Origin of the sequence: Asticcacaulis sp., assembly GCF_027484505.1 — a bacterium.
Taxonomy (GTDB): domain Bacteria; phylum Pseudomonadota; class Alphaproteobacteria; order Caulobacterales; family Caulobacteraceae; genus Asticcacaulis.
The window spans coordinates 1-13,814 of the sequence record NZ_JAIXSV010000298.1 but is presented as its reverse complement, the minus strand read 5'-3'; the positions used below and the strand labels follow the sequence as shown (position 1 = coordinate 13,814).

General features: G+C 59.8%; 11 protein-coding genes. All 11 read left to right on the top strand.

Going from position 1 to position 13,814, the window contains the following annotated elements; genetic code table 11:
* The first annotated feature begins 106 nt into the window (after positions 1-106).
* The 11 genes from Q0072_RS17140 (at position 107) to Q0072_RS17095 (ending at position 13,658) form a co-directional block, all read left to right on the top strand.
* Positions 107-991 (top strand): cell division protein FtsQ/DivIB, encoded by an 885-nt coding sequence (locus tag Q0072_RS17140; RefSeq protein WP_298332735.1) that lies wholly within the window; start codon positions 107-109, stop codon positions 989-991.
* A 12-nt stretch (positions 992-1,003) separates the two neighbouring features.
* Positions 1,004-2,362 (top strand): cell division protein FtsA, encoded by a 1,359-nt coding sequence (ftsA, locus tag Q0072_RS17135; RefSeq protein ID WP_298332734.1) that lies wholly within the window; start codon positions 1,004-1,006, stop codon positions 2,360-2,362.
* A gap of 420 nt (positions 2,363-2,782) precedes the next feature.
* A complete protein-coding gene (gene ftsZ, locus Q0072_RS17130) occupies positions 2,783-4,441 on the top strand; it encodes a cell division protein FtsZ (protein WP_298332732.1) in 1,659 nt (552 codons plus the stop codon).
* Between the two features lie 346 nt (positions 4,442-4,787).
* A complete protein-coding gene (lpxC, locus tag Q0072_RS17125; protein ID WP_298332730.1) occupies positions 4,788-5,681 on the top strand; it encodes a UDP-3-O-acyl-N-acetylglucosamine deacetylase in 894 nt (297 codons plus the stop codon).
* Positions 5,682-5,776: 95 nt separating this feature from the next.
* Positions 5,777-6,685 carry an outer membrane protein assembly factor BamD gene (locus Q0072_RS17120; protein ID WP_298332729.1) on the top strand — a complete coding sequence of 303 codons (909 nt, stop codon included), beginning with the start codon at positions 5,777-5,779 and terminating at the stop codon, positions 6,683-6,685.
* A gap of 51 nt (positions 6,686-6,736) precedes the next feature.
* Positions 6,737-8,446, top strand: a complete 1,710-nt coding sequence (gene recN, locus Q0072_RS17115) for a DNA repair protein RecN (protein WP_298332728.1) — start codon at positions 6,737-6,739, stop codon at positions 8,444-8,446.
* Between the two features lie 95 nt (positions 8,447-8,541).
* Positions 8,542-9,468, top strand: a complete 927-nt coding sequence (locus Q0072_RS17110; protein ID WP_298332726.1) for an IS1595 family transposase — start codon at positions 8,542-8,544, stop codon at positions 9,466-9,468.
* Positions 9,461-10,504 (top strand): P63C domain-containing protein, encoded by a 1,044-nt coding sequence (locus tag Q0072_RS17105; protein ID WP_298332724.1) that lies wholly within the window; start codon positions 9,461-9,463, stop codon positions 10,502-10,504. The genes Q0072_RS17110 and Q0072_RS17105 overlap by 8 nt, the downstream gene beginning before the upstream one ends.
* A 9-nt stretch (positions 10,505-10,513) precedes the next feature.
* Positions 10,514-10,930, top strand: coding sequence for a type II toxin-antitoxin system PemK/MazF family toxin (locus Q0072_RS21965; RefSeq protein ID WP_366941840.1), 417 nt, complete (start codon positions 10,514-10,516; stop codon positions 10,928-10,930).
* 224 nt (positions 10,931-11,154) lie between these two features.
* Positions 11,155-13,299 carry an NAD-dependent DNA ligase LigA gene (ligA, locus tag Q0072_RS17100; RefSeq protein WP_298332722.1) on the top strand — a complete coding sequence of 715 codons (2,145 nt, stop codon included), beginning with the start codon at positions 11,155-11,157 and terminating at the stop codon, positions 13,297-13,299.
* Positions 13,299-13,658, top strand: coding sequence for a hypothetical protein (locus tag Q0072_RS17095; RefSeq protein WP_298332720.1), 360 nt, complete (start codon positions 13,299-13,301; stop codon positions 13,656-13,658). The genes ligA and Q0072_RS17095 overlap by 1 nt, the downstream gene beginning before the upstream one ends.
* Positions 13,659-13,814: the final 156 nt, after the last annotated feature.

The following is a 13,814-nucleotide window of genomic DNA, read 5'->3' as shown; positions in this document are numbered from 1 at the left end:
TTTAGGGCACTGCCGTACCGGTTCGAAGAACCGCAGGGCGCGTCCGTGTTCCGGGCGGCTGAAGCGCCACCGGCCCTGACTGGGCGGACGATCACGAGGACAGAATATGCCAGCCGTCGTCAGAGGCGGGCGCCGTCAGGCGGCCCCGGTTTCGAAAGCGTCACCCCGTCAGGCGGCTCCGCGTGGCCGTGGCGGGCGCAAGGTCGAAGCCGGAAAGTTTGCTCTGCTTGGTGGCGTGGCCATGCCAAATGAGCTGACGGCGTGGCTGGGCTTTCTGGGCGCGGCGGGCCTGATGGCCGTGTTCCTGCTGACCGGCGGGCGTGCCGAAGCCCTGCGTACAGGCGTGGTCAATTTTACCGATGCGCGCATCGCCTCCATCGGCATCAATCTTCAGAACGTGCGCCTGCAAGGCGTGTCCGATGTGGCCCGCGAAGACATCCGCAAGGCGATGCAGTTTCAGCGCGGGCAGCCGCTGGCCCTGATGGACCTTAACAAGGTCAAGGCCGATGTCGAATCCGTCGGCTGGGTCAAGTCGGCCGTGGTGCGCCGTCAGTTGCCGGATCAACTGATCATCAGCGTCGTGGAGCGCCCGCGTCTGGCGGTGTGGCAGTATCAGAACAAGACCTACGTCATCGACGATACGGGCAAGGTCATCCCCGAAGCGCATTCCGGTAACTTCCTCGACCTGCCGCTGGTGGTAGGTCAGGAGGCCAATGCCGCCAGTGCCGACATCCTGCGTCTGATGCAGGCGCGTCCGGAACTGATGTCACGCGTCTGGGCCCTGGTGCGCGTTGATACGCGCCGTTGGGATATCCGGCTGAAAAACAACACGATCATCAAACTGCCGGCGCTGGATCAGGATGAGGCGCTCAACCGCCTCGACGGCCTGATCAGTCAGCAGCGCATCCTCGATCAGGGGCTGGCGGTCATTGACCTCACCGATCCCAATGCCCTGGTCGTCAAACCCTTCGAAACCGCCCCCGCAGCCTAAGGTTCTCCGTCCATGTCGCGTCTAGAAGATCGCAAACTGGCCAAAGAAGGACGTCACGTCGAAGCCGCCTCGCGTCAATCCGCCGTGATGGCCGTGACGCCGGGCGTCGTCGCGTCTCTGGATCTGGGCGCCTCGAAGATCGGCTGTTTCATCATGAAGCCGGACGGGGTGCGCAGCGCTGACCATTCCATCCGCGTGGCCGGTGTCGGCTTTGTGCAGTCGCGCGGCGTGCGCGCGGGCAATATTATTGACATGGAAGCCGCCGCAACCGCCATTGCTCAGGCGGTTGAGCGCGCCGAGGCCATGGCCAATGTCTCGGTACAGGGCGTGCGCGTTTCGGTGCCGGGGGCGCAGACCGCCTCGCATCGCGTCTTTGCTCAGGTGTCGGTCGGTGTGAAACCGATCTCGGACGACGACCTCAACCGCGCCATCGCATCGGGTCTGGCGCAGGTGCGTTTCCCCAATCGTCGCCCCATCCATCTGCTGCCGGTAAGCTGGGCCGTCGATGGCCATAACGGTGTGCGTGACCCGCGCAATCTGACCGGCCGCACGCTGGGGCTGGAGTTGCTGGTCGTCACCATCGACGAAAACGTCTTCAACAACATCATGCAGTGCGTCGGTATGGCGCACCTTGAGGTGCAGGCCATTGTTTCCGCGCCTCTGGCGGCGGCCGTCGCGGCGCTGGAAGAAGACGAGAAGGAACTGGGCTGCATCTGCATCGACATGGGCGCGTCGTGCACCACGGCGGCCGTCTTCTATGGCGGCGCGCTGGTGCACGTCGATTGCCTGAATGTTGGCGGCAGCCACGTCACGGCCGATATTGCGCGTGGCCTGTCCACCACTTTGGTTGGGGCTGAGCGCGTCAAGACGTTGCATGGTTCGGCCATCGCCTCGTCCAACGAAGACCGCGAAATGGTCGAAGCGCCGCCGCGCGGTGATGATGCCGGGGCCCCGCCGATTTCGGTGCCGCGCTCAATCCTCAAAGGCATTATCGCGCCGCGCGTCGAAGAAACCTTCGAATTGCTGCGTGAAAAGCTGAAAGCCTCTGGCGTGCCGATCGATCCCGGTGCGGGTATTGTCCTGACCGGTGGGGCGTCGCAGCTGGCCGGTGTGCGCGAACTGGCCATCCGCGTGTTTGACCGTCCCGTGCGTCTGGGTAAGCCCAAGCGCGTACCGCATCTGGCCGATGCCGCAGCGGGCCCAGCCTTTGCCGCCTGCGCCGGGGTGATCCTGCGCACGCTCTATGGCCCGCGCGACGTGGTGCCGGCGCGCAAGATCATGACGGCGCGCCTGTCGCCCAAGGATGCGCCCAGCGCCGCCAAGGGGCATCTGATGAGCCGGGTGGTGGAGTGGCTCAAGCAGAATCTGTAACCGGTTGCCACGTTACCGAGAAAAAAATCCACAGTTTTAGCGGGACGCTTTCGGGCGTCCCGTTTGCGTTTGGGCGGTATGTGGCTGCATGGTGCGTACGTTAATGCGTAGGCAAGGATTCCTGATTTCGGATTAATCTTCTGTGCATAAGTGGCCGTAATTTTGGCCATTTTCGCTTGGTGCCCTGCCCATCGATTCGGGTGGCAGGTCGAAAATTCATCAAGCGGTAACTTTTGTTAAAATTTATCGCAAAAAGACCTTCAAATCGCTGCGACTCAAGTTATCGGGTAACTATTCATTAAGCATATTCGATGTCTCATGATCGATGCTTGTGAGCGCTTTTTGACAAGAGCGCCGGGTCGATAATTGGACGGGAACAAAGGTCGCCCGGACAGGGTCACGGAAGGTTGGTCTGATCACATGGCTATACATCTCTCGGCGCCGCGCGCCACGGAATTGAAGCCCCGCATCGTCGTTTTCGGCGTCGGTGGCGCGGGCGGCAACGCCGTCAACAACATGATCGAGGCGGGCCTCGAAGGGGTTGAGTTCGTCGTCGCCAATACCGACGCGCAACAGCTTCAGTTTGCCAAGACCGACCGTCGCGTTCAGCTTGGCGTCTCTCTGACGCAAGGTCTGGGCGCGGGTGCCCATCCGGAAGTCGGCATGACCGCTGCCGAAGAGTCGGCGCACGAGATCGGTGAGCACCTCGAAGGCGCGCACATGGTCTTCATCACCGCCGGTATGGGCGGTGGCACCGGTACGGGTGCAGCGCCCATCATTGCCAAGACGGCACGTGAACGCGGCATCCTGACCGTCGGCGTGGTGACCAAGCCCTTCATGTTCGAAGGTCGTCACCGTATGCGCCTGGCCGATGCGGGTATTGCCGAACTGCAACGCTATGTCGATACGCTGATCGTCATCCCGAACCAGAACCTGTTCCGTATCGCCAATGAGCGCACCACATTCGCCGAAGCCTTCGGCATGGCCGATCAGGTGCTGCATTCGGGCGTGCGGTCCATTACCGACCTGATGGTGCTGCCGGGCCTGATCAATCTTGACTTCGCCGATGTGCGCTCGGTTATGTCCGAAATGGGCAAGGCCATGATGGGTACGGGCGAAGCGACCGGCGATGACCGCGCGCTTCAGGCCGCTCAAAACGCCATCCAGAACCCGCTGCTTGACGAAACCTCGCTCAAGGGCGCGAAGGCGGTGCTGGTCAACGTCACCGGCGGCCTCGACATGACCCTGCTCGAAGTCGATGAAGCGGCCAACGCCATTTCGTCGGAAGTCGATCCGGACGCCAATATCATCTTCGGCGCGGCCTTCGATCCGTCGCTGGAAGGCAAGCTGCGCGTGTCGGTCGTGGCGACCGGCATGGACTCGGCCGCCGCTCAGCAACAACCGCCGGTGCCGCAGGCTTCGGCTTCGACCCCGCCGCGTCAGTCTATCTACATCACACCCGGCCGTCCGGGTCAGGCTCAGCCGGTTCAAACCGTCGCCGTTCAGGCCCCGCTCAGCCAGACTGCGGCAGCGCCTGCACCGCAACCGGCGCCGGTTCAGCCCGCGCCTGTGGCCGAAACCCCGGTGCAACCGACCTATCAGCCGGAAGTGCGTCCGGAACCCGTCGCCGCAGCGCCCGCGCCGCAACCGACTCCGCCCCCTGTCGCTCAGCCTGAGCCGCGCATCATTGCGAAAATCGTCGATCCGTCGGTCGAAGACGAGTTTGACATTCCTGCGGTTCAACCCGCGCCGCAACCAGTGCAACGCGAAATCCCGCAGCGTCCGGTGGCCGGTTACGGCACCACCCGCGCCCCTGAGCCCACGCGTGCCGCCGTGCAGTCGCCGCGCGAGGATGACCGGGGTGGCCTGTGGCGTGGCCTGTTCCCCAAGCGCAGTGATGCGCCGGTGACACAGGCGCCGGAATACCGGCAGCCTTCGGCACCGGCCCCATCGCCCTACGCGACGGCACCTGCCCCGCAAGCGGCCCCTCAGGTCGCCGCCAAGTCGGACGTCCTGCCGGGCATGGAAGCGGAGGATGATCTTGAAATCCCGTCCTTTCTTCGCCGCCTCGCGAACTGATAAAGACAGTAATGTCTGATCAAAGCCCATCGCGTGAGCGGTGGGCTTTTTCTTTTAGCTTGAAGGCGTTATGTTAGAGCGGAATGATTTCAAATAGAATCATTCCGCTCAAGCCGCCATTGAGGCGGCGGCCAAGGTGGCGCAGCCACCGCCCGGCGAGGGGCTAAACAAAAATCTAGATCATTATGTTTCTACCAGAAATCATAATGATCTAGTGCCGAACCCCGTTAATCATGGCGTTACAAACCGTAATTCATGTTTAGTTGAGGCGAGGGGGTGTCGGGGCGTATAAACTGACGTGAGCGGAAACCTTTCCGCGCGTTCATTTTTTAGGTTTATGCGTTCCATGTCGCCTGACCACCACGAACATACGATCGCCGTTCCTGCCATCTGCGCGGGCGTCGGCCTGCATACCGGTCAACGGGTGCGCCTGTCCGTGCGTCCGGCGTCCGCCGGTACGGGCATTGTGTTTGTGCGGACCGACATCTGCGACCGCGACAACCGCGTCCCGGCACGCGCCGACCTGGTCACGCAGACACGTCTCGGCACCGTCATCACCAATGCGGCGGGCGTATCCGTTTCGACCATTGAGCACCTGATGGCGGCTCTGTCGGCGCTCGGCGTTGATAATGCCCTGATCGAGCTGGACGGTCCGGAAGTGCCGATCATGGACGGTTCGGCTCAGCCTTTCGTGCAATTGCTGGATCAGGCCGGCTTCCGCCGTCAGGCGCAGCCGCAACAGGTCATCGAAATTCTCAAGCCGGTCGTGGTTGTCGAAGGCGACAAGCGCGCGGCCTTCTATCCGGCTGACCGCTTTGAAATGCACTTTGAAATCGACTTCCCCAGCGCCATTATCGGCCATCAGGAAATCGAACTGGTCGTCACCGAAGACACCTTCCGCACCGAACTGGCGGCGGCCCGCACCTTTGGCTTTATCGAAGGCGTCGAAGCCCTCCGCGCGGCCGGTCTGGCGCGTGGCGGCTCGATGGACAATGCCATCGTCATCGACGGCGACCGCGTGCTGAACGCCGAAGGCCTGCGCTTTGCCGACGAATTCGTGCGTCACAAGGCGCTGGATGCCATTGGTGATCTCTACGTGCTCGGCATGCCTATTCTTGGCAGGTTTGAAGGAATCCGTGCCGGTCACGGCCTTAATAATGCCGCGGTCCGTGCCCTACTGTCGCAACCGGATGCCTACCGGATCGTGACCCGCGCCCCCGTGCTCCAGCAGGTTGGTTAAAACCTGTTGGCGTTTGTGGCGCGCCGTTGTAGAGCTATCCTCCATAAAGCGCTAAGACTGCCGGGCGACTGATACCGGCGTGATGAGGATTTATCGTGCCGGCCTATACGACTTCGACCGCTTCTCCCTCTTTCGGCAAGACCTCGGCAAAGCTTCTGCTGCTGACGGCTCTGGCGGCTGTGGCCCTCACGGCTTGTGCCGGTAAGCCCAAGCAGCGCACGCGTCTGGTGTACGAAGAACGCCCGGTGGAGGCGCTCTACAATACCGGCATGCAGCGTCTGGACGAAAAGAGCTGGAACGAAGCGGTGGATTATTTCGAAGAGGTGGAGCGTCAGCACCCCTATTCGGAATGGTCGCGCCGCTCGATCATCATGGAAATCTACGCCCACTATCAGGCCAATGATTACAACGAATCGACGGCGGCGGCGGAACGGTTCATCAAGCTCTATCCGGGCTCGCCCCTGACGCCTTACGCCTACTATATGCGGGCTATCAACTATTTTGAGCAGATCGTCGATGTGGGCCGGGATCAGGCCTATACCGAGACGGCGCAGGCTTATCTGCGTGAAATCGTGCAGCGTTATCCGGGCACCGAATATGCCCGTGACGCCCAGGTGAAGCTCGACATGGTCTATGACCAGCTGGCGGGCAAGGAGATGGAGATCGGCCGTTTCTATCTGGCGCAGAACCAGCCTCTGGCGGCCATCGGTCGCTTCAAGACGGTCATCACCCGCTATCAGACGACCTCGCACACGCCCGAAGCCCTTTATCGCCTTGTCGAAGCCAATCTGATGATGGGCATTACCGACGAAGCCAACCGCAATGCGGCTGTGCTGGGCTATAACTATGCGGGCGACCGCTGGTACAACGCGGCCTACAAGCTGATGCAGGAACGCGGGCAGCCGATGGACATCAAGCCGCTGCCGGTCGCCGAAAAAACCAAACCGGCGAAAAAAGAACAAAAAGAGAAAAAGAGCTGGCTAAGCCGCATCAACCCGATGTAATCTGAGCGAAACAGCCGTGAGCCGACTCACGGCTTTTTCGTCAGGGTTTCCATGCTCACACGCCTGTCTATTCAAGACGTTGTGCTCGTTGATCGGCTGGATCTCGATATCCGGCAGGGCCTTTCGGTACTCACCGGTGAAACCGGGGCCGGCAAATCCATAATTCTCGACAGTCTGGGGCTGGCCACCGGCGCGCGCGGTGATGCCGGGCTGATCCGGGCGGGCGCGCCGCAGGCTTCGGTCACGGCCGAGTTCGATCTGGCCGCCGGGCATCCGCTGTATGAATTTCTCGAAGACAAGGGGCTGGCCGTAGAGCCCGGTGAGCCGTTGCTGCTGCGCCGTGTGGTCAGCCGTGACGGGCGCTCCAAGGCCTTCGTCAATGATCAGTCGGTGTCGGTCAGCGTGCTCAAGGCCCTGGGCGAAGGCCTGCTGGAAGTGCATGGTCAGCATGAAACGGTCGGCCTGCTCGATCCGCGCACGCACGGGGCTATGCTCGATGCCTATGGCGGCTGTGAAGGCGCGCTGGCGGCCACGGCGGCGGCCTTCCGCACACTCAAGGCCCTGCGTGATCAGTACCGTGACCTCAAGCGGCAATCCGACAATGCGACGGCGGAAATCGAAGAACTGACCCTGCGGCTTCAGGAACTGGATCGCCTCAACCCGCTGCCGGACGAGGAGGCGCAACTGGCCTCTGACCGCGCGCTTTTGGGGGCGTCGGAGCGAGCGCTGGAAGACATTAATGAAGCGCGCACCACGGTCGGCGGCGATCAGTTGTCGCAACGCCTGTCCAAGGCCTTCCGCGCCCTTGATCATGCCCGCACCCGCGCGCAGCAGGCCGGGGCGGGAGAGGGGCATGCAGTGCTCAAGGCGCTGTCCGATGCCGCCGAAGCGCTCGACCGCACCCTGATTGCCGCCGATGAGGCGCTGGCCCTGATGGATGCGGCTGCCGATGCGCTGGATGTCGAGCCGGGCAAGCTGGATCGCGTCGAGGAGCGTTTGTTTGCTCTGCGGGCCATGGCGCGCAAGCTGAACATTCTGGTCGAGGACCTGCCCAAGAAGCGCGCCGAAATCGCCCAGTCGTTAGGCCGTATCGAAGACGCTGATGCTGAGCTGAAAAAGCTGGCGGCGGCGATTGCGGCGGCGGAGCAGGCCTTCCATGCGGCGGTCGAAACCCTGCGGCAGAAGCGTCTGGCGGCCGGTGAGGCGCTGAGCGCTGCCGTCATGGCCGAACTGGTGCCGCTCAAGCTCGACAAGGCGGCCTTCCGCGTCGCCATCCGCCCGCTGGAGCCGGAAAAGTACGCGGCGACGGGCGGCGATGTGATTACGTTCGAGGTGCGCACCAATCCCGGCGCAGACTGGGGCGGCATGGCGGCTATTGCGTCCGGCGGCGAACTGGCGCGCTTTGCCCTGGCGCTCAAGGCCGCCCTATCGACCCGTGGCGGCGAAGACGCCGCCGGTCCGGTGATGATCTTCGACGAGGTCGATCAGGGCGTGGGCGGTGCCGTCGCCGATGCCGTGGGTCTGCGCCTTCGCAAGCTGGCCCAGCGCTCTCAGGTCATCGTCGTCACTCATTCACCCCAAGTCGCGGCACGCGGCGATCAGCATTTGAAGGTGTCAAAGGCCGATGCCGGTGAGGGGATGCGTTCGCGCGTCGTCGAACTGAGTAAGGATGAGACGCTGGAAGAACTGGCCCGCATGTTGTCGGGTGCCGAAATCACCCCCGAAGCCCGCGCCGCCGCCATTGCGCTGGTGAAGGGGTAAAAAAGAGGGCCTATATACATAACTAGCCAAAAAACCGATTGACGTTCTCCGAATTTTTGGCTAGTTATCTTCCTGTGACGCAGGGAGATTGAGTCGTGGCCGCGGAAACCCTTAGCCTTTATGAGTTCTTCAAGCGCTTCCCGGACGAGGAAGCCGCTCGCAAGTTCTTTGAAGGCAAGCGCTGGGGCGACGAAGTAAACTGCCCGCATTGTGGCTCGCTGTCTGTGGCTGAGGTCAAGAACCACAAGCCTATGCCGTACCGTTGCCGCGATTGCCGCCAGCATTTCAGCGTCCGCACTGGTACAGTGCTGGCCGAATCGCGCCTTCCCCTACACAAGTGGCTTATGGCCATCTACATGATGACCACGGCGCGCAAGGGCATCCCTTCAACGCAGGTCGCCCGCGAGCTGGGCATCACTCAGAAATCCGCATGGTTCCTTTGCCAGCGCATCCGTGAGACGTGGCTGGCCAAGTCTGGTGACAATGGCGCGGATATGGGCCCCACCGTTGAAGTGGACGAAACCTTTGTCGGCGGCAAAGAGACGAACAAACACGCCAATAAGAAGCTGAACAAGGGCCGTGGCGCGGTTGGCAAGGCCGTTGTCGTCGGTATCCGCGACCGTTCGGGCGAAGTCCGCGCCTCGCTTGTCTCTGGTACTGACAAGGCCACCCTGCACAGCTACATCAATGCCAATGTTCAATCAGGCTCTACGGTCTGCACGGACGAACACGCGGCCTATCGCGGCTTGAAGAACTACACTCACATGACCGTCCGTCACAGTGCCGGGGAATACGTCAACGCTATGGCCCACACGAACGGCATAGAGAGCTTCTGGGCCCTGCTTAAGCGCGGCTACTATGGCATCTATCACTACATGTCAGTGAAGCACTTGAACCGCTATGTGAACGAGTTCGCCAACCGTCACAACACGTCTAACCTTTCCACTATCGACTTCATGGGCAACACTGCTGTCCGCATGATCGGTCGCCGCATCACCTATAAGGAGCTTATCGGTGCCTAAGAACGAAGACGAGATTCAGCCGATCGACGCGAATTTTGATGAAGTGGTTTCCGCTATAGTGGGGACGCCAAAGGTCAAAAAAGCTGCGCAAAATTTGCTAGCCAGCGATCGGGGGCTTCCAAAGGCATTGGCCGAAAGTGACGAGTTGCACCTTGGAAATGTAACGCTGTCTTGCGCCGTTCTTGATGACGCCAACAATACCCGAATCCTTACACAGAACGGATTCCTTAAGGCGATAGGCCGTCACCCATTCGCCACGGGGGGAACTGGTGGGTCGATCGAAGGGATGGCCCCATTTTTGCGCGCAAAGAACCTTGAACCCTTTATTTCTGAGGATTTGAAGCGATCGACAACAGCGATCGAATACATTCCTAGAGCTAAAATGTCTGGCGTAGCTGGGGTAGGTTACGGCTACCGCGCTTCACTTCTGGCTGATGTTTGCTGGGTTTATCATGATGCAATGGTGGCGGGAAAACTGCTTCCCAATCAAATCCATATTGGGGAAGCTTGTTCAAAACTTCTGCGCGCCCTAACGAACCTAGCGATTGACGATCTTGTTGACGAAGCTACAGGCTTCAAAAATATCAAGATACGCCGAGCGATCGAAAAGATCATTCAGGACTATGTGGCACCAGAAAAGCAAATTTGGGTCCATACGTTTGACGACGAACTTTACATGAATATCTTCCGGCTTAACGGGTGGCCTTATACGGAAGAGAGCATCAAGAAACGTCCCGGCATTGTGGGGAAGTGGACAAACGATTTTTATGATCGTTTGGCTCCCGGCGTTCGATCGGAGCTTCATCGCATGGTTCCCAGAGATGCAAACGGTCGCCCAATAGCAAAACTGCATCAAATGCTAACAAGGGAAATTGGACACCCAAAACTGAAAGAGTTTCTTGAAGGCTTGAAAACCTTAATGATTATTTCAAAGGATTGGAAACAATTTCAAACCCTTTTGGATATCCGCTATCCCCATTGGGATACCCCGCCGATGCTGCCGTTTGAAGAGTTCAAGCGGCTACAGACTGAATAGGCCTAAAACTTGGCTCTGTCATATCACCCAAAACGTGGAACAATAGTCTGCGTAGACTTTGATAAAGGATTTCGCGAACCCGAAATGGTGAAGAGGCGCCTTTGCGTTGTGCTATCTCCTCCCATTGAATCCAGGGTAGGGCTTTGCACTGTTGTTCCACTAAGCACCAGTGCCCCCAATCCGTCTCAGTCGTATCATTATGAGTTGGATATTCCGTTTCAGCTACCTGAGCCGTGGGGAAACATCACCCGCTGGGTAAAGGGTGATATGATATGTGCCGTAGGTTTCCATCGCATGGACTTGTTGCGCTTGGGCAAGGATGCAAATGGAAAAAGGATTTACCAATTAAACAGGCTTTCCGGGGTACACATGGCGGCGATAAGTAACTGCGTGCTTCACAGCCTTGGCCTCCCCCCTTTGACATAGAGGCCGGGACGCACTATCTTATGAGCGTGACGGCTCTGCGAAAGCATCCGTATTAAGACCCTAACAAGGGCCACTGATCGCGAGGCGATAAGCAAGCTTCTGATCAGTGCTGTGAAACCCCTCAACGAAAGTTGGGGGGTTTTTGCTTTTCTATTGGCTAGTTATGTATATAGGCCCCTAAAAAAGCGCCTCCCCTAAAATCAGGGGAGGGATAAAGACAAGACATGACCACACACGCACCCCACACGGCGCAGGCGCGCCACCAGAAGCTTTCTGCCGAGATCAAGCATCACCGCGATCTCTACTACAATCAGGAAGCGCCCGAACTGAGCGATGCCGAATACGACGCGCTGGAGCAGGAGCTGCGCGCGCTGGAGGCGCAGTATCCGGACCTGCATACGGTCGATAGCCCGACCGAACAGGTGGGGGCCGAGATTTCGAGCAAATTCGCCCCGGTTCAGCACGGCGTGCCCATGCTGTCGCTCGACAACGCCTTTGCGCCGGAAGACGTGGCCGATTTTGAAAAGAGCATTCGTCGCTTCCTGCGCCTGCCGCCGGAAGAGGCGCTGGCCTTCGCGGCGGAGCCCAAGATCGACGGTCTGTCCTGTTCGCTGCTCTATGTGAATGGCAAGCTGGTGCGGGCGGCGACGCGCGGCGATGGGCGCACGGGCGAAGACATCACTGAAAACGTCCGCACCATCAAGGACGTGCCGCATGTGCTGAGCGGTGCGGGGCATCCCGAACGCATCGAGATTCGGGGGGAGGTCTATTACCCGCTGGCCGATTTCGCCGCCATGAACGCCAAGGCTGCCGAAGAGGGCGGCAAGGTCTTTGCCAATCCGCGCAATGCGGCGTCCGGCGCGCTGCGGCAACTGGATGCGACCATTACCGCCTCGCGACCGTTGCGCTTTTTTGCCTACACCTGGGGGGAGGTGATTGATGGGCCTGAGCCGAACGACATTGTCGATCAAATTGAGAAGTATCAAAAATTCCATGACCGATATCCTACTCAAACTAGCGTGCTCAAGGTATTCCGCGAATGGGGGTTTCAGGTCAATCCGCGCTCGGCCACGACCGAAAACAGCGACGGTTTGCTAAAGATTTATGAAGCGATTCAGCGCGATCGGTCGGGACTCGGTTACGACATTGACGGGGTAGTCTATAAGGTCGATCGGCTGGACTACCAACGCCGGCTGGGCTTCGTCTCGCGCTCGCCGCGCTGGGCCATTGCGCACAAGTTCCCGGCGGAACAGGCCCTGACCTACCTCAAGGCCATCGATATTCAGGTCGGACGTATCGGGACGCTGACCCCCGTGGCGCGGCTGGAGCCGGTCAATGTCGGCGGTGTCGTGGTGTCGAACGTAACGCTGCACAATGCCGATGAGATCGCGCGCAAGGATATCCGCATCGGCGATCTGGTCCGCGTGCAGCGCGCCGGGGATGTTATCCCGCAGATTGTCGGTGTCGAACTGTCTGAGCGTCCGGACGGGACGGAAGCCTATGCGTTTCCGACGGTCTGCCCCTGTCCGCTGAAGACCGCCGTGGTGCGTGAACTGAACCTCAAGGGCGAAGAAGGGGTGGCGCGCCGCTGTACCGGCGAACACGCATGTCCGCATCAGCGCGTCGAATATCTGAAATACGTTGTCAGCCGTAAGGTGCTCGATATCGAGGGCCTGGGCGAAAAGCAGCTTCAGAAGTTCAGCGAAGAAGGGCTGATCCGTGAACCGGCGGACATCTTCACGCTGGAGGCGCGCGACAAGACGTCCCTGACGCCGCTGCGTAATCGCGAAGGCATGGGAGAGACCTCGGCGCGCAACCTGTTCAAGGCCATTGAAGAGCGTCGGCAGCTACCGCTGGATCGTTTTATCGCCGCTTTGGGGGTCAAGGGGGTGGGGGAAACCACCGCGCGTCTGCTGGCGCGGGCCTATCACTCGGAAAGCGCCTTCCGTGACGCCATGACGGCGCTGGCGGCGGGCGATGAAGAGGTGAAGGCGGCGCTCGACAATATGGATCAGGTCGGGCCGTCTCTGGTGGCGGCGCTGATCGACTTCTTCTCGAACGACCACAATGTCGGCATCTATGAGCGCTTTGAGGCCCAGCTCACCGTACAGGATGCCGAGGCTGTGGCCGGGGATTCGGCGGTATCGGGTAAGACGGTGGTATTTACAGGCACGCTGGAGAAGATGACGCGCGACGAAGCCAAGGCGCAGGCCGAACGGCTGGGGGCCAAGGTGGCGGGCTCAGTTTCGGCCAAGACGCACATCGTAGTGGCCGGACCCGGCGCGGGTTCAAAGCTCAAGAAAGCCGCTGAGCTGGGCGTTCAGGTGATGACTGAGGACGAGTGGTTGTCCTTTATCGGGGTGGCGTGATGTCAGCAAGCATCTTCCAAATATTGAGTTTTGTTGTCACGCTTCTAGGAGGCATCGGGGTTGGGTCGCTGCTGACGACCTACGTCAAAGATCGTATGGAAAGGAAAAATTTTACCTTTCAAGAACGGCTAAAAGTATATTCAGGGTACCTTGAGGCCTTGAAAGACGTGCAAATAGAGTCGTCTCATGCCAATCGACAAAACGTTGTTTACTGGCATCAACGAATAAAACTTATCGGTTCTCCAGACGTCGATTTGATTGCATCACGTTTTTACGAGGCTGGAGTTAAGGACGCAGAATACCACAATGTTAGAGAACAGCTCATTGCCAAAATGCAAAAAGATTTGAGGCAGCGTTAAGTATCGTCTGGTAACTGGAATATCTGGAGCTTAATTCTTCTCCTCCCTACGAAGTGGGGAGGTGGCAGCGAGCGAAGCGAAGCTGACGGAGGGGTATAACCGTCCGTAAGATACCCCTCCGCCTCGTAAACTCGGCACCTCCCCATAAAATGGGGA

Excerpts from the sequence above, each read along its gene's own strand:
- Q0072_RS17140 (WP_298332735.1), top strand. The coding sequence starts at position 107 with ATGCCAGCCGTCGTCAGAGGCGGGCGCCGTCAGGCGGCCCCGGTTTCG.
- ftsA (WP_298332734.1), top strand. The coding sequence starts at position 1,004 with ATGTCGCGTCTAGAAGATCGCAAACTGGCCAAAGAAGGACGTCACGTC.
- ftsZ (WP_298332732.1), top strand. The coding sequence starts at position 2,783 with ATGGCTATACATCTCTCGGCGCCGCGCGCCACGGAATTGAAGCCCCGC.
- lpxC (WP_298332730.1), top strand. The coding sequence starts at position 4,788 with ATGTCGCCTGACCACCACGAACATACGATCGCCGTTCCTGCCATCTGC.
- recN (WP_298332728.1), top strand. The coding sequence starts at position 6,737 with ATGCTCACACGCCTGTCTATTCAAGACGTTGTGCTCGTTGATCGGCTG.
- ligA (WP_298332722.1), top strand. The coding sequence starts at position 11,155 with ATGACCACACACGCACCCCACACGGCGCAGGCGCGCCACCAGAAGCTT.
- Q0072_RS17095 (WP_298332720.1), top strand. The coding sequence starts at position 13,299 with ATGTCAGCAAGCATCTTCCAAATATTGAGTTTTGTTGTCACGCTTCTA.